Origin of the sequence: Micromonospora sp. DT44 (assembly GCF_049841635.1) — a bacterium.
GTDB lineage: Bacteria > Actinomycetota > Actinomycetes > Mycobacteriales > Micromonosporaceae > Micromonospora.
The window spans coordinates 17695-38958 of sequence record NZ_JBNCKS010000037.1; the positions used below are offsets into that span (position 1 = coordinate 17695).

The following is a 21264-nucleotide window of genomic DNA, read 5'->3' on the forward strand; positions in this document are numbered from 1 at the left end:
ACCGATCCTAGGTCGGGGTGGTTCACCCGGTGTTCGCCCGCTCGGGTGCGAGGTACGTGGCGGCCACGGCGGTGAGCAGCAGAACACCGCCGATGATCACCGGCAGGGAGAGCGGTTCGTGCAGCAGCGCCACCGACAGGGCGGCGGCGGTGAGCGGTTCGAGCAGGGTCAGCACGGCCGCGACGCTGCCCGGCGTGGTGCGCAGCCCGGCGTAGAACAACGCGTACGCGACCGCGGTGGTGACCACGCCGAGGTGCAGCAGCAGTGCCACGGTGTCGAGGCGTACCGGCACGCTGACCCCGGCGACCAGGGCCGACGGTGCCAGGGTCAGCGCGCCGACCACGGTGGAGATGGTGGTGAGTGTCATCGGCGCGGTGTGCTGTGACATCTGGCGGCTGATCAGGGTGGTCACCGCGTACCCGAGGCCGGAGCCGGCCGCCGCGAGCAGGCCGAGCAGTGGGGCGGCCGCTGCCGCGCCGGGCTGCCCGGTGGCGGCGGTGATCAGGACGAGGCCGGCCACCGCCGCGACAAGCTTCCCGAGTCGCAGCGGGCCGGGGAGCCGACGGGCGTGCACCGACTCCCAGGCCGCGGCGAGGACCGGGGCCAGGCCCAGGCTGACGATGGTGGCCACGCTGACCCCGGCCCAGGCCACGGCGGCGAAGTAGAGCGCCTGGTAGACGCCGAGGCCGATGCCGGTGAGCAGCAGCGGTACGGGTGCGGCGCGCACTGCGGACACGATCGTGCGGAGCCGGCCGGCGGCGCAGGCCAGCAGCACGAGCGCGGCGATGGCGAGGCGGTGGAAGCCGATGCTCACCGGGCTGAGCCCGGTGCCCTCGCGCAGGAGTTGCACCGCCACGCCGGTGGTGCCCCACAGCACGCCGGTGACGGTGATCTGGAGCAGGCCGCTGCGGGCGGCGTGGCGGGCGGCCGAGGCGGCCGGCAACGGGGTACGGGTGGTGGACACGGGGGCGCTCCGAAGGGTGAGCCGTTGACGGGGACGACGTCGACGGAGCGCGTACGACAAAAGTGGCCGAGCGGGGTCAGGTCACCCGGTCGGCGAGAGGTGCGGCGCTCCGATCAGGAGCGCGGCGGGGGCAGGACGCCCAGGAATGGCCGCATGGCGACGACCGTACCCCAGCTTGACGGTCCGGTTGGCCCACGGCCGGGCCGACTCGATCAGGCCGACCCGGTCAGGCCGGGCGGGCGCCGACGGCGTCGCGGATCTCGGCGCCCTCGGCGCCCTCGACCGAGCGGGCGCAGTGCCCGCAGCAGAAGAACCGGCCGTTGACCTCGACGCCGTGTCCGACGATCTTGACCTGGCAGTGTTCGCAGATGGGCGCCATGCGGTGGATCGCGCACTCGAAGGAGTCGAAGGTGTGCACGTCACCGCTGACGGTGTGCACCTCGAACGCCATCCAGTAGTCGTTGCCGCAGACCTCGCACGTTGCCACAGGAACCCCCCGTATCAGGACATGTGCTACCACACTGCCTCACCGTGGGCGGCGAGGGGCGAATTACCGCCAGCCGGCCCCGCTGGACGGCGTGTCGGCCTCGGCGTGTCCTGCGTTAGGCCAGGTGAACCGCCGTGACCCCCGGAGGATCGCCATGATCAAACGCAACAAGCTCTTCGGCAGCCAGACCCGGGTGACCTTCTGCCTACCGCGGGACGCGCCGCCCGGTCCGGTGAGCGTCGTGGGTTCGTTCAACGGCTGGGAGCCCGGTCGGCACGAGTTGGTGGCCCGCCGCGACGGCACCCGGACGGTGACCGTGCGGCTCGGCCCGGGGGGGTACCGCTTCCGCTACCTCGCCGCCGGTGGCGTCTGGCTCGACGACGAGACCGCCGACGGCGTCGATGGCAACGGCAGCCTGCTGCGACTGTGAGAGGTCAACTCGTCACCATCGATGTATTTATCGACGACGCTCTTTACTGTTAATAAAGTTTAAATTACCTTGGGGGCACCTCACCGCACCTGCAGAAGGAGCTGCCCCCATGCGCCGAAGAATCACCGTCCCGCTGGTGGCGGCGGGCGCTGTCGCCGCCACCCTCACCGTCGCCGCGCCCGCACAGGCGCACGGCTACGTCTCCGCCCCGCCCAGCCGGCAGGCGCTCTGCGCGCAGGGCAAGGTGCCCGACTGCGGGCAGATCAAGTACGAGCCGCAGAGCGTCGAAGGGCCCAAGGGCCTCAAGAGCTGCAACGCCGGCATCACCCAGTTCGCCGTCCTCAACGACGACAGCCGGGGCTGGCCGGCCACGTCGGTCGGTAGCTCGCTGACCTTCACCTGGTTCAACACGGCCCGGCACGCCACCAGCAACTGGGAGTACTGGATCGGCAACACCCGCGTCGGCGTGGTCAACGGCAACGGGCAGCAGCCCGGCGCGACGGTCTCGCACACCGTCAACCTGGGCGGTTTCTTCGGGCGGCAGAAGATCCTCGCCGTGTGGAACATCTCCGACACCGCGAACGCCTTCTACTCCTGCATCGACGTGCAGATCGGCGGCGGCGGGTCGACGCCCACCCCGACGCCGACCACCTCACCCACACCGCGACCCACGACCAGCCCCACCGCCGCGCCGACGACCCCGCCCCCGGCGGGTGGCAGTTGGACGGCCGGCCGGGCGTACCAGGTCGGCGACCAGGTCACCTACGGCGGGCTCACGTACCGCTGCCGGCAGGCCCACACCGCCATCGCCGGCTGGGAGCCGCCGAACGTACCGGCGCTCTGGCAACAGGTCTGACCGCGCGGGTGCGGTCCCGGCCGCACCCGCGTCGCCACCCCCACCCCGATCGGAGCCCCGGCATGGCCCGCGCAACCCACCTGGCGTGGTTGGTCGCCGCGTCGCTGCTCGCCGGCTGCGCCGGGCCGTCCCTGCGCCCACCGGTACCCGCGTCCCCGGTGGTGGCCGACTCCGCGCCGGCCGCCGCCGAGCTGAGCGGCATCGACGTGGTGTTCCTGAGCACCATGGCCGGGCACAGCGAGCGCACCCTCCAGATCGTCCGGCTCGCCCGGGATCGGCTGCGCGACGATGCGCTGAAGACACTGGCCGCCGCCATCGAGGTGACCGAGGCCGACGAGCTGTCGACCATGCGCGGGTGGCTGCCGACGACCGGACCGGGCGTCAGCGCCGCCGCCGGGCACGACCACGCCGGACACGGCGACGACGCGGCGCTCGACCGGCTGCGGGCCGCGTCGGACGCCGACGTCGACCGGGTGCTGCGCGAGGTCCTCGCCGACCACCAGCGAGCCGCCGCCGACCTGGCCCGGGCCCAGGTCGGCGTCGGCCGTGACGAGCGGGTCCGCGACCTGGCCCGGCGGATCGAACAGTCGCGGTCCGCCGAGGTCGAGCTGCTCAGCGGGTACGACGATCAGGTCAGCGGGGTTCCAGGCGCACCGAGATCGAGTTGACGCAGTGCCGGGTGTCCTTCGGCGTGAAACCCTCGCCGTGGAACACGTGCCCGAGGTGACTGTCGCAGCGGGCGCAGCGGATCTCCGTACGGGCCATGCCGAGGCTGCGGTCCTCGATCTCCTTGACCCGGCCCGGGATGGCGTCGTCGAAGCTCGGCCACCCGCAGTGCGAGTCGAACTTCGTGTCGCTGGAGAAGAGTTCCAGACCGCAGGCCCGGCAGTGGTAGACGCCCGACGTCTTGGTGTCCACGTACTCGCCGGTCCAGGGGCGTTCCGTTCCGTGCTCCCGCAGGACGTGGAACTCCTCCGGGGTCAGGCGGACGCGCCACTCGTCCTCGGTCTTGGGCAGGTTGTTGTCGTCAAGACTCACCCGTCAACGGTACGTCGAACGTCGGGGGCGTGGCATAAGGTCGCGGGATGGGTGGCACCAAGGCAGCGGTCGCCGAGGTCGAGGTGGCCGGGCACACCGTACGACTCAGCAGCCCCGACCGGGTGATCTTTCCTGAGCGGGGCTTCACCAAGGCCGACGTCTTCCACTACTACCTCGCCGTCGGCGACGGGATCATGCGTGCCCTGCGGGACCGGCCCACCACGCTGCAACGCTTCCCCGAGGGCGTGGAGGGCGAGGCGTTCTTCCAGAAGCGGGTGCCCACCCGGGGCGTGCCGCCCTGGATCACCACCGCCGAGATCACCTTTCCGAGCGGTCGCGGCGCGGCCGAGCTGTGCCCGGCCGACCTGGCACACGTGGCCTGGGCGGCGCAGATGGGCACGATCGTGTTCCACCCGTGGCCGGTGCGCGCCGCCGACACCGACCGCCCCGACGAACTGCGCATCGACCTCGACCCGCAGCCCGGCACCGATTTCGCCGACGCGGGCCGGGCCGCCGCCGAGGTGCGCGCTGTCCTCGACGAGCTGGGCGCGATCGGCTGGCCGAAGACCTCCGGCGGGCGCGGCGTGCACGTCTACCTGCGCATCCAACCCCGCTGGACGTTCACCGAGGTCCGTCGCGCCACCATCGCCCTGGCCCGCGAGGTCGAACGCCGCAACCCCGACCTGGTGACCACCGCCTGGTGGAAGGAGGAGCGCGGCAGCCGGGTCTTCGTCGACTACAACCAGATGGCCCGGGACCGGACGATCGCCTGCGCGTACTCGCTGCGCGCCAACGCCCGGGCCACCGTCTCCACCCCGGTCACCTGGGACGAGCTGCCCGACGTCGACCCGGACGACTTCGACCTGCGGACCGTGCCGGCCCGGCTCGCCGACAGCGGCGACCCGCACGCCGGCATCGACGACGCCCCGTGGGACATCACGCCCCTGCTGGAGTGGGCCGACCGCGACGCCGCCGCCGGCCAGGGCGACCTGCCGTACCCGCCGGACCACCCGAAAATGCCCGGCGAACCCAAGCGCGTCCAGCCCAGCCGCGCCAAGCGCACCCCCTAGATCCGTTCTCCTGAGGGCGGTCGAGCCGTCCATGCCACGAACCTCTCAAACAACTCCCGAGCGTCGGGTACCGCGTCCGGGTTCAGCTTGAGCAGGTCGGCCGTCGCCTCGAACAACTGGCTCGCCAGGTAGACCGACAACCCCACCCGATCCCGCCGGTACTGCATCGTCAGCAGCAGGCGGGCCGGCGGGCACGGCCAGGCGGCCGCGCAGACGCGGCACAACCACAGCGGGCGCATTGGAGTGTGCGGGCGGATCGCTCTCCGCTGGTGGTGATGGGCTGGCGACCCGTTCGACGTAGACATGCCCCTTACGGTGACCGGTAAGTTGACCCGGGTCAAGGAGTCAGGTCAACTGTTTACCGTCCGCCATATGGATCTGGTGGGCGCTGCGGAGATTCGCGCGATGCTTGGTGGCATCAGTAAGCAGCGTGTTTACGTGATCACCAGCCACCGAAACTTCCCCGAGCCGGTGGCTGATCTGGTGCAGGGCAAGGTCTGGCGCAAGTCGGACGTGATGGCCTGGATTCGAGAGCATCGCCCGGAGTTGGCCGAGGATTGATTGCCTCGGTTCAGGGCTCCGGTGCGGCCGGTTCTTGTCGTACACCTGTTCTAGAATTTGTCTGTGATCGATGAGTTGGCACGGGCGGACCAGGCGGTGGCGGCGTGCGCCGATACCGCCGTCTGGGCCCTCGCCGAGCACGATCTGATCGCGGCGTTGGACGCCACCCACCGGCTTGCGCAGCGCCTGGCGGCCGCGCAGTTGGCGCTGGTGCGCGAGCTGGACGGGCGTGGCGTCGCGGTGGCGCAGGGCGCGTCCTCGACGGCGGTGTGGCTGCGTGGGCGGCTGCGACTCGACGTCGGCGCCGCGCGTCGGCTGGTCGCCCTCGCGGCCTCGGTCGACGCCGCGCCACCGGGCGTGCGTGAGGCGTTGGCGGACGGCACGGTCAGCGTGGAGCAGGCCCGGGTCATCGCCGACACAGCCGCCACGGTGTCAGCCGTCGCGGGTGCGGAGGTGGCCGACAAGGCGGTCGGGGTGCTCGTCGAGTGGGCGGCGCAGTTCGACCCGATGCTGCTGCGGCAGATGGGCACCCGCATCCTCGATCACGTCGCTCCCGATCTTGCCGACGCCGCCGACGCGGCGGCCCTGGCTGCCGAGGACGCCCGGGCGGCCCGCGACCGGCATGTCACCGTCTCCGAGCAGACCGGTGGGCGGCTCCGGCTCAGCGGCATCCTCGACGTCGAGACCGCCGCGCTGTTCCGCGCCGCCATCGATCCGCTGAGCGCGCCCTCCGGGCCGGACGACAGCCGCTGCGCCGGCCAGCGTCGCCACGACGCCCTGGCGGACGTGTGCCGGCTGGCGCTGCGCACCGGCGAGCTGCCCGAGACCGGCGGTGATCCGGCGCAGCTCGTCGTCACCGCCAGCTTCGACGGGCTGACCCGGCAGTTGGGCGCCGGGACTCTCGACGTCGGCCTGCGACTCACCCCCGAGACGGTGCGCCGACTCGCCTGCGATGCCACCGTCCTGCCCGCCGTGCTCGGTGGCGCCGGTCAGGTCCTCGACGTGGGCCGGCAACGCCGCCTCGTCACCGGGCCGCTGCGCCGGGCGCTGGTGCTGCGCGACGGGGGCTGCGCCTTTCCAGGCTGCGACCGGCCGCCGCGCTGGTGCGCCGCCCACCACATCCGCCACTGGGCCGACGGTGGTCCCACCAGCCTCGACAACGCCGTCCTGCTCTGCGGCCACCACCACCGGCACGTCCACCAAACCGACTGGGTGGTGCGACTCGGCGACGACGGCCAGCCGGAGTTCGTACCGCCGGCCTGGCTCGACCCGGCCCAGCTCCCGCGCCGCAACGAATTCCACCGGCGGACGTAGGCCGGTCGGCTGCTGGATGGGATCCGCGCCGGCCGGGGCCGAGGACGACGTACCCGCGGGGTGGAGCGTCACCGACGGCCTCGACGACCTGGCGTTGCAGCCCTACGGTCAACGGCTCCTCGACGAGCTGCTCGGCAGCATGCCCCGGCCCACGATGGCGATCAGCGGTGGCCCGGAGATCCTGCGGGCCGGCGGGCAGGAGATCGATTCCGCGCTGTTGCCCACCACGGAATCCGGCGCGTGGCAGGTGGTCTCGGCCCGGATCAGCCTCTGGAACGTCGACTGTGGCCTGCTGTGCGTCACGTACCAACTGCCGGACGGCATCGTCAGCGGCGCCGGCGAGGTGGTTGCCGAGGTCGCCCCGCCGGTGCAGCGGATGCTGCCCGCGGTGACGCGGCTCCTGCGCGCTGTCCTGCCGGCGCCGGCCGGTACGGACGAGGTGTTCGTCCTCTGGGCCAACACCACCTTCGCTGTCCGGGTCGATCCGGACTGCGCTCCGGCACGCCGGCGGACCATCGCCGAGCAGTTCACCCCGGACGGCGTGGACTGCACGCCCGACGGCATCTCCGACGGTGTTCTGCGGGTCGGCTCGCACACCACGGCCGTGGTCAGTGACTTCGGGTCGCGCCCGGCCCTGCTGCTGGCGCGGCTGACCGGGGTGCATCACGTCTGCTGGGCTGCGGCCCTGCGCTACGACGCGGTGCTCTCGGCGGAGCTGTCCCAGATCGACCCCGGGCGTGGCGGTCTGTCCATGAGCGCTCTCGAAGACCAGGCCAAGCGCATTCTCAGTGGTTACCACCGCATCCGCCTGTTCCGGCTCGGCTATTCGTCGGTGGAGGCGCACCTCGACGCGGCCGGCGGCACCGTGTGGAACGCGCTGGAGCAGCAGTGGAAGTTCCGGCTCGTTCTCACCACGCTGGACGAGCGGCTCGACTTCGTCCGGACGCTGCACCAGCAACTGGTCGGTCGCCTCCAGGACCGACGGTCCCGCCTCCTCAACGAACTGGTGCTGGCCTTCACCTTCCTGAACATCTTCGCCATCGTGCTCGCCGCACTGACCTTCGTGGCGCTGCCGAGCCTCGACGTCGGGCTCCTGGCCTCGGCGATCGGAGTGGTGATGCTGCTGGCGAACCTGACCGCGTACCTCGCGCTCCGTCGCCAGATGAACGACCCGGGTCGGGCCTCTGGCGCGTGACCCGGCGGTCGGCCTGAACAGGGGTGCATGGGGCGCGCGATCATCGATAGCATCGCCGCCATGGCGACGCGGCTTGTGCAGATCAACATGAAGGCTCGGGACGAGGTGGCGCTCGGCGAGTTCTGGGCCGAGGTGCTCGGCTGGGAGATGTCCAGCGAGGGGCCCGGTGTGACCAACCTCGAACCGAAGGGCTTCAGCTATCCCGATCCGGTCGCCGTCTGCATCGACATCGTCGTGACCGACGAGCCCAAGACGGGAAAGAACCCGGTGCACCTCGACCTGGCCACCACTTCGGCAGCGCACCAGGCCGAGGTCGTCGCGCGCCTGAAGGATCTCGGCGCGACGCCCGTCGACGTGGGTCAGGGGGACGTGTCGTGGATCGTCATGGCCGACCCGGAGGGCAACGAGTTCTGCGTGCTGGACTGGCACGACTCGAACCAGGACACCGGGCCGATCGCCTCCGTGGTGGTCGACTGCGCGGACCCGAGGGGCATGGTTCGTTTCTGGGGCGAGGCGATGGACTGGACCGTGCACAAGGTGACCGACGACAGCGCGGTCCTGCGCTCGTCCCGGGGCGTCGGTCCGTACCTGCAGTTTCTGCGGACGCCCGACGTGAAGACGGGGTGGAACCGTGTCCACCTCGACGTGCGCCCGTACCCGGGGGACGGCATGGAGGCCGAGGCCGCGCGACTGCAGGCTCTCGGCGCGACCCCGATCGACCTGGGCGACAGCACGATCCCGTGGAAGGTCTTCGCCGATCCGGAGGGCAACGAGTTCTGTCTCCTCACCCCGAAGTGATCCGCGCTGCCCGGACACGCACACCACGGTTACGGCCGTACCGATTGACTTTCGATAGGTAGCGAGCGAAACTCGATGCATGTTTGTTGAACGTCGAGCGGTGTCCGCTCTCCGAGTGTTCCTCCTGGTGCTGTTCGGGGTCCTGGTCGTCTTCCAGACCCTCTCGCTGCCGGGGCAGTTCGCGTACATGGCGCAGGAGTCGCCACAGGACGCGTACCTCCGGTGGCCGGCGACGATCGTGACGGTCTTCTGGGTGCTCTGCGTCCAGGTGGTGATCGTCGCGACGTGGCAGCTGCTCAGCCTGGTCAAGAACGACCGCATCTTCACCGAGGCTTCGCTGAAGTGGGTGGACGCCATCGTCTGGGCCATCGCCGCCGCGTGGCTGGTGCTGGTGGGCGTCTTCCTCTACGTCGGGTTCAACGCCGACGACCCCGGCCTGCCGCTCCTGCTGTTCCTGCTGACGGTGGGCGTCACCGTGCTGGGGCTCCTCATGGTGGTCATGCGCGCCCTGCTGCGGCAGGCCACCACGCTCCGGACCGACATGGAAGCGGTGATCTGATGCCCATCGTCGTCCGGATCGACGTCGAGTTGGCCAAGCGCAAGATGAGCGTCGGCGAGTTCGCCGAGCGCGTCGGGCTCACCCCGGCGAACGTGGCGGTGCTCAAGAACGGCCGCGCCAAGGCCGTCCGCTTCAGCACCCTCGAAGCGATGTGCCGGGTGCTCGAATGCCAGCCCGGAGACCTCCTCGAATGGGTCGAGGAGGAGACCGCATGAGGTACGTCGGCGCGTTGCTCGTCGTGGGCGCGATCGCCTTCGCCGTACGGGCGGCCCGACGCGGCGCGTGACCGCGCCGACCGTTCTCGTAATAACGATCATGTAACGGGCGCGAACCTTTCCCCCTAGGTGACCTGTCTTGAAGGTCGTCGGCCCACCAGGGCCAGGGGAGGCGTCGGATGAAGCTGGTGTGGAGGCGGGCCCGCGAGGCGCGGGGACTGCTGTTTGCCGCGGTGCTCGCCGCCTTGGTCGCCGTAGCGTTGGTCACCGGCCTGTCGGACTACAACCGACGCGCGGTGGACGCCGGACAACGCGCGTTGGTCGCGGCGTCGCCGGTCGAGGAACGCGGCCTGTTGGTCAGTGGGTCTGGTGGCCGCGACGCCGCCGAGTTCGCCAAACGTGACGGGGCGGCGCGGGCCCAGTTCGCCGACGGGCTCGCCGGGGTGCCGGTCGCCGTCTCCGCCGCGCGGTACGGCACCGGCCGGGAACTGACCGGCGATCTCGGCTCGGTGCCGCGCAAAGGCACCGATCCCATCTTCGCGAACCTGGCCACCCTCGAGGGCCTGACCGCGCACGCCGAGCTGACCAACGGGGCCTGGCCCCGCGCTGGGGCGAAGCCGGCCCAGGTGAGCCTGCCGGAGCGGGTCGCCACGACACTCGGCCTGACCGTCGGCGCGCGGGTTCCGCTGCGGGACCGCGCCACCGAGAAGGCCAGCGAGGTGGTGCTCGCCGGCACCTGGCGGCCCCGCGACCCGACCGAGGCGTACTGGCTGCTGGCCCCCGGTGTGGGTACGGGCAGCATCGGGTCGGCCACCTCGTACGGGCCGTTCGTGCTGGACCCGGCCGACTTCACCACCCTCTTCACGGGCTCGGTGACGGCGTCCTGGCTGGCCGAACCGGACCTCGGTGGTGTCGACGCCGCCGACCTGCCCGCCGTACGGGCCGCCGTGAGCGCGGCCGCGGTCGCGGTGCCCGAGGCCGCCGAACTGGGCAGCTCGGGACAGGTCACGACGAAGATCGACCAACTGCTGGACCGGATCGCCCGGGCCGACCTGGTGGGCCGCTCGGCGTTGGCTACCCCGCTGCTGCTCATCCTGGTGCTCGGCGGTTACGCGCTGGTGCTGGTCGCCGCGCTCCTGCACGAGGACCGTCGTCCGCAGACCGCGCTGCTGCGCGCCCGTGGCGCCGCCCGCCGCCAACTGGCCGGCCTGGCCGCCCGGGAAGCGACCCTGGTGGTGGCGCCGGCCGCCCTGCTCGGGCCGGTGATCGCCGGAGAGGCGCTGCGGTTCGTCCGGCCCGGTGGCGCGGCGGAACTGTCCACCGCCGGCGGTAACACCACCCTGATCTGGGCCGCGGCCGCCGCGACGGCGGCCGGCTGCCTGGTCGCCATGGTCGCGCCGACGCTGCGGGGCTCCGGCACGTACGTGGCCGACATGGCCGCCCGGTCCCGCCCGAACCGGTCGGCGAGCATCCAGCGCGCGAGCGTCGACCTGGTGCTCGTGGCGCTCGCCGTGCTCGCCTGGGTGCAGCTCCGCCGGTACGCCTCGCCGCTCGCCGGCTCGAACGGCCGACTCGGACTGGACCCGCTGCTGGTCGCCGCCCCTACCCTGGGTGTGCTGGCCGGGGCGGTGCTGGCGCTGCGGGTGCTCCCGCCGCTCACCCGGTTCGCCGAACGGTTCGTCGACCGGCGACCGTGGACCGCCACCATGCTGGGCATGTGGCAGGCCGGCCGGCGTCCGCACGCCGGGCCGGTGCTGCTGCTCGCCCTCGCCGTCGGCGGCAGCACGCTCGCCTGGTCCCTGGTCAGCACCGGGGAACGGTCCCAGGTCGAGCAGGCCGGCCACACGGTCGGCGCGGACCTGCGGGTGACCGAGCGCGGTGGCGCCGCCCCGGTGACCCGGGCCGGTGAGCTCGCCGCGATGCCGGGCGTACGCCGGGCGCTGCCGGTGTGGCGCGACGAGATGCGGGTCGGTCGCGGGGACCTGCCCGTCACTGTGATCGGCTTCGACGCGGCCGGCGCGGGGGGCGTCGTCCGGCTCGCCGACCGGCTGAGCGCCGATCCGGCGTCGACGCAGTACCAGCGGATGATCGCGGCCCGGGGCGCTCCCGGCGGCCTCGAACTGCCCGCCGGCACCCGAGCGATCACCGGTACGGCTCGCACGCCCGTCAACGGGCTCTCCCGCCCGTTGAAGGTCAGCGTGTCGCTGCTGGTCACGAGCAGCGACGGGTCGGCCTTCCGGCTGCCGGCCGTCGACGCCACCAGCGACGGACGCGAGACGCCGTTCACCGTGCGGCTACCGGACGTGGGAGGCGCGCGACTGCGACTGGCCGGATTCGAGGCCGACGGCGGTGCGGACGCCGGAAACTCGTACCGGCTCCAGGTGGACGGGTTGACGTTGGTCGGCGCGGACGGCGCCAAACGGCCCGCCGAGCTGACCGGGGCCTGGAACACCACCGCCGGCGGTAACCCGCCCGTCCCGGCGCGGTCCAGCGCACGGGGCGTCGTCGCCGACTATCCGGTGGACTCGATTCCCGATGGGCAGTACGCCTTCCATCCGCCCACCCGGTTCGCCATCGTGCCCGCCGGGCAGATCGCGCCCGTTCCGGTCCTCATGACGCCCGCTGTGCGCGACGCGATGAGCCTGCACACCGGTGACACCTTCACCCTGTCCCTCGCCGGCGCGTCCGTGCCGGCCCGGCTGATCGGCGAGCTGAGCTCCGTGCCGACCACCTCGGGGGAGGGTGTACTGCTCGACCTGCCCGCAGCGGTCGAGGCGCTGGTCCGCGGTGGTGGAACCGTCCGGAACACACCCGAGTGGTGGATCGGCGCCGACGACCCGGCGGCCGCCACCCGCGCCGCCGGTGAACTGACCGGCGTCACCGTCCTCGACCGGCGCGCCGAGATCGCGGCCGCCGCCGACGACCCGTACTGGCGGGGCTCACGCACCGGGATGCTCGCCGCCGCGCTCGGCGCGGTACTGCTCGCCCTGGTCGGCCTCATGGTCGACGTGTGGGCCACCGCACGGCGTCGGCTTAGCGAGTTCGCGGTGCTGACCACCCTCGGTGCGACACCCCGGCTGCTGGCCCGGGCGCTGCTGGCCGAGCAGACCTTCCTGGCCGGTATCGGCGTCGGCGTCGGGCTGCTGCTCGGCGCCGTGGTCGGGGCCACCATGGCTCCGCTGGTCATCCTCACTCCGGCCGCCGGCCGGCCGGTGCCCCCGGCGGCGTTCGCGCTGCCCTGGGTGCCCATCGGCCTGACCGCGGTCGGCCTGCTGCTGGCGGCGCTCGCCTTCAGCGCGTTCATCGCCACCGGCATCCGTCAGCGGGTGGCGGCGGTGCAGCTGCGAATCGGGGGAGAACGATGAGCGTCGGCGCGGCCGCCCGCCGGGTCCGGGCGTACGGCGGGCAGTTCCTGCTTCTGGCGGTGCTGACCCTGGTGGTCACGCTGCTGGTCAGCGGGGTGCCCCGACTGGTCAACCAACTCGCCGAAGAGGGCCTGCGGGCGCAGCTCAACAGCGAGTCGGCTGACCGCCGGGATCTCAACTTCGCCACCGGGGAGGTCGACACTGCCGCGGCGCCGGTCATGCCCGGAGCACGCAAGCAGTTCGACAGCCTGGTCGAGGAGATGCCACCGCAGGTACGGTCCGCCGTCACCGAGCGCTGGTTCAGCGTGGACGCAACGCCGAACCGGGTGGTCGGTCCCGACCTCAAGGCTCGCAACCTGCTGGTCCACCTCGGTCTGCGCGCCATGCCCGGCATCCAGCAGGAGAGCACCCTCGTCGAGGGCGCCTGGCCGAACGAGACCTTCGTCGCCGGCCGGCCCATCGAGCTGGCTCTCGACGCGGACGTGGCGCGCAAGCTCAACCTGCGCGTCGGTAGCCGACTCGACCTGGGTCAGCCCGGCGACGGTGCCAAGCCGAGCCCCATGGTGGTGGTCGGGCTGTTCCGACCGATCGACCGCGCGAGCGGCGCCTGGGGTGGTTTGCCGCAGGTGCTCCAGGTCGTCGAACCGGAGGGCGACGGCCAGCCGTTCACCGGCGTCGGTGTGGTCGCGCCGGTGGTCCTCGACAAGGGGGCCGCGGCAGGCTGGCCGGTGCGCACGCAGTGGCGTTACCGGCTCGGCGTGGACCGGATCAACGCGCGCCAGCTCGACCAAATGATCGAGGGCCTGCAACAGTTGCAGCGACACGTTCCGCCCGGTCTCACGTTGACGCAGGCGGTCGACATCCCGCTGCGCGCGTTCGCCGCCCAGGTGAACTCCGCCCGGACCCTGCTCGCGGTGGTCGGGGCGGGCGTACTGGCCACCCTTGCTGGGCTGATCCTGCTCGCCGCGACCCTGTCCACCCGCCGACGCCGCTCGGAGTTCGCGCTCATCCGGGCCCGTGGCGGCGCGGCCACCGCCGGCGCGCGCCGCAGCCTCGCGGAGTCACTGCTGGTGGTGCCGGTCGCCGCGGCGGTCGGCTGGTGGTTGGGCACCCTCTTCCCCGGTACGCCCGACCCGACCGCGCCGTACGCCGCCGTGGTGACCCTGCTGGTCACCCTGGCCCTGCCGCTGGCGACGCTGACGGTGCAGGGCGTCGGCGCGGCCCGCCGGGACCTGGTCCGGATGCGTCCGTCGACTCGCCGGCTGACCGTCGAGGTCTTCCTGCTGTTGCTGGCCGGGCTCGCCGCCGTGCTGCTGCGCCGGCGCGGGCTCACCCTCGGCGAGGTCGACCCGCTGCTCGTGTCGGTGCCGGTGCTGCTCGCGGTCGCCGCGGCGGTGCTCGCGCTGCGTGCGTACCCGTGGCCGTTGTTGCTGGTCAGTCGGCTCGCCGCACGTACCCGCGGCAGCGTGACCTTCCTCGGCACCGCTCGGGCCGGCCGATCGGCGGTCGCCGCGCCGCTGGTCGTCGTGGTGCTGGCGATCGGCACGGCGGCCTTCTGCGCGGTCGTCGCCGGCGGCGTCGACGCGAGCCGGGGCCGGGCCGCCGAACAGGTCGTTCCCGCCGACGCGCTGATCCGGGGGGAACGCTTCGCCCCGGACACGGTCGACGCGCTGAAGGGTCTGCCCGGCGTCCAGGCCGCCACACCGGTGCTCATCGAGCCGGACCAGCGGCTGGCGGCCGACGACGTCGGCACCGACGCGCGGATCGGCCAGACCACCGTGCTGCTCGTCGACGGTCCCGGTCTGGCCACAGTGACCGGCGAGTCCGGGGTGAACGTGCAGGTGCCGGAGGCGTTGCGCACCGCCCACGCCGAGGAGGGGGCGCTGCCCGCGATCGTGTCACCCGCCGTCGCCGCCGACCTGGCGCGGACGAACCTGCGGAACTCGGCGTTCGTCTCGGTGCAGGGCCAGCGGTACGAGTTCCGGGTGGCCGGCGCGCAGGACGGTTTCCCCCTGCTGCCGGCGAGCACCAGCCGGTTCGTCATCCTGCCCTGGCAGGCGCTGCCGCCGCGGGCCACCCAACCGGCGCCGACCAGCCTGCTCGTCGCCGGTGATCGGCTCGACGCGGAGGCGCTGCGGCAGGCCGGTGACGAGGGTCAGTTGCGCTTCCAGCAGCAGGGGGCGGTCACCGGTCGGGCACGGCCACTGGGAGTCACCGTCGACACCCGGGCGGGCGTACGACACCAGCTCGCCGACGGTGGCGCGAACGGCGTCCTGGCCTTCGGGTTCGTGGGCGGTGCCGTCGGCGGGACGGTCCTGGGCCTGCTGGCCATCGCGTTCACCGTGCTGGCCGGAGCACGGGCCCGGGGGCAGGTGCTGTCCCGGCTGCGCACCCTCGGGCTGTCCCGCCGGCAGTGGCGAGGGCTGCTGCTGGTCGAGCTGACCCCGCTGGTCGGGGTGTCGGTGCTGACCGGCGCGCTGGTCGGCGCGCTGCTCCCCCTGGTGCTCAATCCGGTGCTCGGCCTGTCCGCGTTCACCGGCGGAGTGCCGGTCCGGGTGGCGTTCGAACCCGGGCTGGTCGTCGCGGTGGTCGCGCTCGGCGCGATCGCCCTTGGCTTCGCGGTCGCCGTCGAGGCTTTGAACAACCGCCGGTTGCGCCTCGGCGAGGTGCTCCGGCTCGGAGAGGAGAGCTGAGATGACCGTTACCGCCCAGAGTGCCCTGGTGCCCGATCTGGCTTCCCTGCAGCGGCGGGCCGCGCAACGCGCCGCCGAGCGGGCCGGCGGGCAGGACCGGCTGCGTGGCCACATCGTCTGCGACGGCCTGGTGCGCATCTTCAAGACCGAGGGGGTGGAGGTGGTCGCCCTCCAGGGGCTCGACCTGGTCATCGACCGGGGCGAGCTGGTGGCGATCGTCGGCGCGTCCGGCTCCGGCAAGTCGACCCTGCTCAACATCCTCTCCGGCCTCGACACGCCGACCGCCGGCATCGCCCGGGTGGCCGACTACGACCTGCTCTCGCTCTCCGCGAAGCGTCGGTTGAGCTACCGGCGGCAGTTGGTCGGGTTCGTCTGGCAGCAGACCGGCCGGAACCTGCTGCCGTACCTCACCGCGCTGGAGAACGTCGAACTGCCGATGCAGTTGGCGGGTAAGCGTTCGGCGCGGGCCCGCCGGGAACGGGCGCGGGAACTGCTCGACCTGGTCGGAGTGGGCTACGGCGCGGAGCGGCGGCCCGGTCAGCTCAGCGGCGGCGAGCAGCAGCGGGTAGCGGTGGCGGTGGCCGTGGCCAACGATCCCGAGGTGCTCTTCGCCGACGAGCCGACCGGTGAGCTGGACGAGGCCACCGGCGCGGAGGTCTTCGGGGCGCTGCGCACGATCAACGCGGAATTGGGCGTGACCATCGTGGTCGTCACCCACGACCACGCCGTCGCCACGCAGGTCCGCCGGACCGTCGCGATCCGCGACGGTCGAACCGCTTCCGAGGTACGCCGGACCGCGCGCGTCGACGCGGACGGCAACACCGAACTGGTCAGCGAGGAGTACGCGGTGCTGGACCGCAACGGCCGGATGCAACTGCCGGCCGCGTTCGTCGACGCGCTCTCGCTGAAGGAGCGGGTCCGGCTCGATCTGGAGCCCGACCATGTGCAGGTACGGCCCGGTGACCGGGTCTCGGAGGAGCGGGAGGCACGGGCGTGAACTATCAGGACATGGCGGTCGCGGGAGCGGCCTCGACGTCTGGCGGGCCGGGTGCGCCGCCCGCCGAGGTGGTCCGCGTCAGCGGGGTGAGCCGCACCTTCGGCCGTGGCGAGCACGCCGTGCACGCGGTGCGGGACGTCTCGTTCACCGCCAACCGCGGGGAGCTGATCGCCATCCGCGGTCGCTCCGGTGCCGGCAAGACCACGTTGCTGAACCTCATCGGCGGACTGGACCGGCCGGACAGCGGCCAGGTGGTGGTGGCCGGGCACGAGGTGACCTCGGCCGGGGAGGCCGAGTTGCTGCGGCTGCGCCGGGGCACGGTCGGGTTCGTCTTCCAGACCTTCGGGCTGGTGCCGATCCTCTCCGCCGCCGAGAACGTCGGCGTGCCGTTGCGGCTGGCGCAGGTGCCGGCCGCCGAGCGCGAGGAACGCGTCGCGGTGCTGCTCGAGCTGGTGGGTCTGGGTGCGCACGCGGCCCAGCGCCCGTACGAGCTCTCCGGCGGCCAGCAGCAGCGGGTCGCCCTCGCCCGTGCGCTCGCCAACGAACCGGACCTGCTCATCGCCGACGAACCCACCGGTCAACTCGACTCGGAGACGGGAAGGTCCATCATGGACCTGCTCCGCGCGGTGGTGCACGCGCGAGGCATGACGGCCCTGGTCGCCACGCACGACCCGGCCCTGATCGACCTCGCCGACCGGATCCTCGTCCTGCGCGACGGCCGCCTCGTCGACGGCTGACCGGTGCCCGCCGTCTGCGTTGGTGCGCGGCGGCCGGTGGGCGGTGCGCGGCGGCGGGGGCGGTGCGCGGCGGCGGGGGCGGTGCGCGGCGGCGGGGGCGGTGCGCGGCGGCGGGGGCGGTGCGCGGCGGGTCCGTGGGCGGCGCGCGGCGGGGCGGGTTGGTAGCGGGGCGGCCCTCGGGTCGTCGCGACGGCGAGTGTGCCCCGCGCGTCCTTTGGAGCTGATGTCGTCAACGGATCGGGATGGTGATTCGCCGGTGACATCAGCTCCAAAGGATCCGAACGAGGCGGGTCGTGTGCGGCCCGGTCCTGGAACGGCGAGGCGCGGTCAGAGCGGAAGCTTCATGCCCTCGTGGCTGGCCCTGAAGCCGAGGCTCAGATAGAAGCGGTGCGCGTCGGCACGGGACTTGTCGGTGGTGAGCTGGACGAGGGCGCAGCCCCGCCGCCGGGCCTGGTCGATGACCCAGGCCATCATCTGCCGGCCGAGCCCTTGCCCGCGCCGGTCGGAGCGCACCCGGACCGCCTCGATGAGGGAGCGCTCGGCACCGTGCCGGCCCAGCCCCGGAATGTAGGTGATCTGTAGGCACCCGACCAGGTCGCCGTCCTGCTCGGCGACGATCAGGAAGTTGCGCGGGTCGGCGCTGATCTCGGCGAACGCCCGTTCGTACGCCTCGTCGACCTGGGCGAAGTCACGGGCCCTACCCAGGACGTCGTCGGCGAGCAGGGCGATGACGGCGGGCAGGTCCGCGCGGACAGCCTCCCGGAAGATCATGTCGCTCATGTCGGTCAGCCTGGCACAACGTCACGTGGCCGGGCAGCGCAGGCCCTCGCGGGGAACGGTCAGGTCGAGCAGGTACGCGTCGACGGCCTGGGTGATGCAGGAGGTCTGCGGGTACGCGGTGTGCCCCTCGCCCTCCCACGTGAGCACCCGGCCCACGCCCAGCATCGAGGCGAGGCGGCCGGTCTGCTCGTACGGCGTCGCGGGGTCGCCGGTCGTGCCGACCACCACGATCGGTGGCGCGCCGTTGGCCGGCCCGGTCGGGTACGGGTCCCGGCCGCCCGGCCACTCGACGCAGCTCAGCATGCCGACGGCGAGCGCCGGACCGAACAGCGGGTACTTCGCGCGCCACTGCGACTGCAACTGGCGGATCTGCTCCCGGCTCGGCTTCTCGGTCTCGTCGGCGCAGTTGATGGCGAGGTTGGCGTCGAACAGGTTCGAGTAGTGCCCGTCGCTCTCCCGCCCGGCGTACGAGTCGGCGAGGCGGAACACGTCCTTCGGGTCGCCCTCGGCCAGTCGGTCGATGGCCCGGGCCAGCTCCTGCCAGCCGGACTCCGTGTAGAGGGACGAGATGACCGCGTAGAAGACCCAGCCCGCGGTGGCCTCCCGCCCGTCGTCGCCCCGGACGGGGGAGACCTTGGCCTTGTCGATGGCCGAGGTGACGGCGGCGCGGGCGTCGGGAGCGATCGGGCAGCGCGGGGCGTTGGCGGCGCACCATCGGGTGAAGTTGTCGAACGCTCGCTCGAACCCGCGGGCCTGGCTCTCCGAGCCGGCCACCAACCGCTGCTGCGGGTCGACGGCGCCGTCGAGCACCAACGCGCGTACCCGCTGCGGGTAGAGCTGGGCGTAGATGGCGCCGAGCAGCGTGCCGTAGGAGTAACCCAGGTAGGTCAGCTTGTCGTCACCGACGGCGGCGCGGACGGCGTCCATGTCCCGGGCGGCCTGCTCACTGCCGTACAGGGGCAACTGGTCGCCGTAGCGGTCCCCGCAGCCACGCCCGATCCGCTTGCTCAACCCGGCGAAGCCGTCGAACGACGCCTGGCTCTGCGGGTCGGGGTCGTAGCCGAAGCTCGTGTCCAGGTCGGCGTCGGAGATGCACTTGACCGGACTGGAGCGGGAAACGCCGCGCGGGTCGAAGCCGACGATGTCGAAGCGCTCGGTGATCGAGGTGGGCAGCCCACCGAACTGGGTGCCGAACGAGAGGTAGACGGCGGTGTCCACACCGGAGCCGCCCGGGCCGCCGGGGTTGACCACCAGTGAGCCGATGCGGTCATGTTGCTGGGTGGACCGGGCCCGCAGCAGAGCGATCTCGAAGGTCTGCCCGGCGCCGGGTCCGGCGGTGGCCCCGCTGCCGGTGCCCCAGTCCCGGGGAACGGCGATCCGCGCGCATTCGTAGCGCATGTCCGGTGCGCCCCGCCCCACCAGATCCTCGGCCACCTCCGGGCACGGCCGCCAGGTGGCCGACGAGCCGGCCGGGGCCGCCTCACCCTGCACCTCGGTACGCGGCGCGAACGCCGGCAACGTGCAGCCCGCGGTGAGCAGGGCCGCCACGGCGAAGGCGACGAAACGGTGACGGACCCGGCGACCGGGTGTCATCCGAGGGTGGTCGGCGGTGCGGCTCACGTGATCCTCCGGAGTCGGGTCGACGGCCAGGCTACGCGGGACCGGTGGCGGCCCGATCCAGGGTGACCGCCGGATCGCCGCGCAGCACCTGGTCCACGTCGAAGCGGATCGGACGGTCGAGCTGGTCGTAGCGGCAGGAGCGGGGATCGCGGTCGGGTCGCCACCGGACGAACTGGGCGGTGTGCCGGAAGCGCTCGCCCTCCATCGCGTCGTAGCCCACCTCGACGACCAGCTCCGGGCGCAGCGGCTCCCACTCCAGGTTCTTGGTGCCGGTCCACCGGCTCACCCCGCCCGGGATGCGCTGACCGCGTTCGTGGTCGCCGTGCACCCACGGGTGCTCGCCGCCGGTGTCCCGGTAGGGGGCCAACTCGTCGAGCAACTCGGCACGGCGGGCCATGCTGAACGACGCGCTCACCCCGACGTGGTGCAGGACGCCCTCGTCGTCGTAGAGGCCGAGCAGCAGCGAGCCGACCACCGGGCCGGACTTGTGCCAGCGGAAGCCGGCGACCACCGCGTCGGCGGTGCGGGCGTGCTTGACCTTGAACATCAACCGCTTGCCCGGCTCGTACGTCAGGTCGGCCGGTTTGACGATCAGCCCGTCCAGCCCCGCGCCCTCGAAGACGTCGAACCAGCGGCGCGCGGTCTCCGGGTCGGTGGTGACCTGGGTGACGTGCACCGGCGGGCGCACCTCGGCCAGGGCCTGCACCAGCCGCTCCCGGCGGCGCGGGTACGGCTGGTCGAGCAACGCCTCGTCACCGACGGCCAGCAGGTCGAAGGCGACGAAGTCGGCGGGCGTGGTCTCGGCCAGCAGCTTGACCCGCGACGCCGCCGGGTGGATGCGCTGGGCCAGCAGCTCGAAGTCCAGCCTCGGCTGACCGGACGGCCCGTCCCGCCGGATCACGATCAGCTCACCGTCGACCGCGCACCGCTCGGGCAGTTGCCGGCGGGCCTGCTCGACCACCTCGGGGAAGTAGCGGGTCATCGACTTGCCGCCCCGGCTGGACAGCTCGACCTCGTCGCCGTCGCGGAACACGATGCACCGGAACCCGTCCCACTTGGGCTCGTACGTCACGCCGGGCGTGGTGGGCAGCTTGGCGATGCTCTTGGCCAGCATCGGCTCGACCGGAGGGTTGATCGGCAGGTCCACGGCGACCAGTCAATCAGACGGCACCGACAGCCGTGAGGCAGATCACCGCTGGTGCGGCGGCGGCGTGACCGCCCGCGCGCCCCTCGTCCCCCACGGGCGAATCAGATAACCGCAGGTCAGAGCTAGTTTCGCGGGATGGCCGAGTGGGTCTGTGACTGCTGCGGGCGGTGGCGGGTCAGCGTCGAGCTGGTCCGGGGCCGCTACCGCTACCGGCTGACCCGTCGATATCCGCAGCGATTCGGTGGTGGCCGGGACGTGCTCGGCGAGGTCGCCTCGGTCTCCGAGCTGGAAGAGCTGCTTCGGCGTCGTACCCCCTTGAGCCTGGCGGACCTGCGCGAGGCCGCCTGACCCCGCGCGGCCGGCGGACCCACGGCCCGATCGATGATCGGACCGGCCGGTGGATGCCGCGGTGGCGATCCGCCGGGCAGCGTCGTCGGC

The 21264-nt window shown here is 72.6% G+C and carries 22 protein-coding genes; 15 read left to right on the forward strand and 7 right to left on the reverse strand.

Going from position 1 to position 21264, the window contains the following annotated elements:
- Positions 1-22 precede the first annotated feature (22 nt).
- Positions 23-964, reverse strand: a complete 942-nt coding sequence (locus ACLQ25_RS21180) for a DMT family transporter (protein ID WP_425732537.1) — start codon at positions 962-964, stop codon at positions 23-25.
- Positions 965-1190: 226 nt separating this feature from the next.
- Positions 1191-1451: a Prokaryotic metallothionein gene (locus ACLQ25_RS21185; protein WP_425732538.1), complete on the reverse strand. Its 261-nt coding sequence runs from the start codon at positions 1449-1451 to the stop codon at positions 1191-1193.
- A 154-nt stretch (positions 1452-1605) separates the two neighbouring features.
- On the opposite strand from ACLQ25_RS21185, the gene ACLQ25_RS21190 reads away from it, so the two are divergent.
- From ACLQ25_RS21190 to ACLQ25_RS21200, 3 genes are all read left to right on the forward strand, one after another.
- The gene (locus ACLQ25_RS21190; RefSeq protein ID WP_425732539.1) at positions 1606-1881 is read left to right on the forward strand and encodes an isoamylase early set domain-containing protein; all 276 of its coding nucleotides are present in this window, start codon (positions 1606-1608) and stop codon (positions 1879-1881) included.
- A 109-nt stretch (positions 1882-1990) separates the two neighbouring features.
- Positions 1991-2737, forward strand: a complete 747-nt coding sequence (locus ACLQ25_RS21195) for a lytic polysaccharide monooxygenase (RefSeq protein ID WP_425732540.1) — start codon at positions 1991-1993, stop codon at positions 2735-2737.
- 62 nt (positions 2738-2799) lie between these two features.
- Positions 2800-3405 (forward strand): DUF305 domain-containing protein, encoded by a 606-nt coding sequence (locus tag ACLQ25_RS21200; RefSeq protein WP_425732541.1) that lies wholly within the window; start codon positions 2800-2802, stop codon positions 3403-3405.
- On the opposite strand, the gene msrB is transcribed toward ACLQ25_RS21200, so the two are convergent.
- Complete coding sequence (msrB, locus tag ACLQ25_RS21205; RefSeq protein WP_355051724.1) at positions 3371-3775, reverse strand: peptide-methionine (R)-S-oxide reductase MsrB; 405 nt, start codon at positions 3773-3775, stop codon at positions 3371-3373. The two genes, ACLQ25_RS21200 and msrB, sit on opposite strands and share 35 nt — an antisense overlap.
- A gap of 47 nt (positions 3776-3822) precedes the next feature.
- On the opposite strand from msrB, the gene ligD reads away from it, so the two are divergent.
- Entirely contained in the window at positions 3823-4845 is a 1023-nt protein-coding gene (ligD, locus tag ACLQ25_RS21210) for a non-homologous end-joining DNA ligase (RefSeq protein ID WP_425732542.1), read from the forward strand.
- Here ligD and ACLQ25_RS21215 read toward each other — a convergent pair.
- Positions 4842-5084, reverse strand: coding sequence for a hypothetical protein (locus ACLQ25_RS21215; RefSeq protein WP_425732543.1), 243 nt, complete (start codon positions 5082-5084; stop codon positions 4842-4844). The two genes, ligD and ACLQ25_RS21215, sit on opposite strands and share 4 nt — an antisense overlap.
- 76 nt (positions 5085-5160) lie before the next feature.
- Here ACLQ25_RS21215 and ACLQ25_RS21220 point away from each other — a divergent pair, with 76 nt between their 5' ends.
- The 10 genes from ACLQ25_RS21220 to ACLQ25_RS21265 all read left to right on the forward strand — a co-directional run bounded on the left by ACLQ25_RS21220 (position 5161) and on the right by ACLQ25_RS21265 (position 17279).
- On the forward strand, positions 5161-5406 hold the full coding sequence (locus tag ACLQ25_RS21220; protein ID WP_425732544.1) for a helix-turn-helix transcriptional regulator: 246 nt from the start codon (positions 5161-5163) through the stop codon (positions 5404-5406).
- 63 nt (positions 5407-5469) lie between these two features.
- On the forward strand, positions 5470-6720 hold the full coding sequence (locus ACLQ25_RS21225) for a DUF222 domain-containing protein (RefSeq protein WP_425732545.1): 1251 nt from the start codon (positions 5470-5472) through the stop codon (positions 6718-6720).
- A 16-nt stretch (positions 6721-6736) separates the two neighbouring features.
- Positions 6737-7915 carry a hypothetical protein gene (locus tag ACLQ25_RS21230; protein WP_425732546.1) on the forward strand — a complete coding sequence of 393 codons (1179 nt, stop codon included), beginning with the start codon at positions 6737-6739 and terminating at the stop codon, positions 7913-7915.
- Between the two features lie 60 nt (positions 7916-7975).
- Entirely contained in the window at positions 7976-8713 is a 738-nt protein-coding gene (locus ACLQ25_RS21235; RefSeq protein WP_425732547.1) for a VOC family protein, read from the forward strand.
- A gap of 100 nt (positions 8714-8813) precedes the next feature.
- Complete coding sequence (locus ACLQ25_RS21240; RefSeq protein ID WP_425732548.1) at positions 8814-9272, forward strand: DUF2975 domain-containing protein; 459 nt, start codon at positions 8814-8816, stop codon at positions 9270-9272.
- On the forward strand, positions 9272-9487 hold the full coding sequence (locus ACLQ25_RS21245) for a helix-turn-helix domain-containing protein (protein WP_355051732.1): 216 nt from the start codon (positions 9272-9274) through the stop codon (positions 9485-9487). The genes ACLQ25_RS21240 and ACLQ25_RS21245 overlap by 1 nt, the downstream gene beginning before the upstream one ends.
- Before the next feature lie 179 nt (positions 9488-9666).
- On the forward strand, positions 9667-12852 hold the full coding sequence (locus ACLQ25_RS21250) for an FtsX-like permease family protein (RefSeq protein WP_425732549.1): 3186 nt from the start codon (positions 9667-9669) through the stop codon (positions 12850-12852).
- Complete coding sequence (locus ACLQ25_RS21255) at positions 12849-15545, forward strand: FtsX-like permease family protein (protein ID WP_425732550.1); 2697 nt, start codon at positions 12849-12851, stop codon at positions 15543-15545. Before ACLQ25_RS21250 ends, ACLQ25_RS21255 begins: the two co-directional genes overlap by 4 nt.
- Position 15546: 1 nt before the next feature.
- On the forward strand, positions 15547-16542 hold the full coding sequence (locus tag ACLQ25_RS21260) for an ABC transporter ATP-binding protein (RefSeq protein WP_425732551.1): 996 nt from the start codon (positions 15547-15549) through the stop codon (positions 16540-16542).
- Positions 16543-16553: 11 nt separating this feature from the next.
- Positions 16554-17279: an ABC transporter ATP-binding protein gene (locus tag ACLQ25_RS21265; RefSeq protein ID WP_425732583.1), complete on the forward strand. Its 726-nt coding sequence runs from the start codon at positions 16554-16556 to the stop codon at positions 17277-17279.
- Positions 17280-17606: 327 nt separating this feature from the next.
- Here ACLQ25_RS21265 and ACLQ25_RS21270 read toward each other — a convergent pair whose 3' ends face one another.
- Genes ACLQ25_RS21270 through ACLQ25_RS21280 form a run of 3 tightly spaced genes read right to left on the reverse strand, consistent with a single transcriptional unit; the run spans position 17607 to position 20826 of the window.
- Positions 17607-18059 (reverse strand): GNAT family N-acetyltransferase, encoded by a 453-nt coding sequence (locus ACLQ25_RS21270; RefSeq protein WP_425732552.1) that lies wholly within the window; start codon positions 18057-18059, stop codon positions 17607-17609.
- 21 nt (positions 18060-18080) lie between these two features.
- On the reverse strand, positions 18081-19652 hold the full coding sequence (locus tag ACLQ25_RS21275; protein WP_425732584.1) for an alpha/beta hydrolase: 1572 nt from the start codon (positions 19650-19652) through the stop codon (positions 18081-18083).
- Between the two features lie 58 nt (positions 19653-19710).
- Positions 19711-20826: an ATP-dependent DNA ligase gene (locus ACLQ25_RS21280; RefSeq protein ID WP_425732553.1), complete on the reverse strand. Its 1116-nt coding sequence runs from the start codon at positions 20824-20826 to the stop codon at positions 19711-19713.
- Positions 20827-20961: 135 nt separating this feature from the next.
- On the opposite strand from ACLQ25_RS21280, the gene ACLQ25_RS21285 reads away from it, so the two are divergent.
- Positions 20962-21174: a hypothetical protein gene (locus tag ACLQ25_RS21285; RefSeq protein ID WP_425732554.1), complete on the forward strand. Its 213-nt coding sequence runs from the start codon at positions 20962-20964 to the stop codon at positions 21172-21174.
- Positions 21175-21264 lie beyond the last annotated feature (90 nt).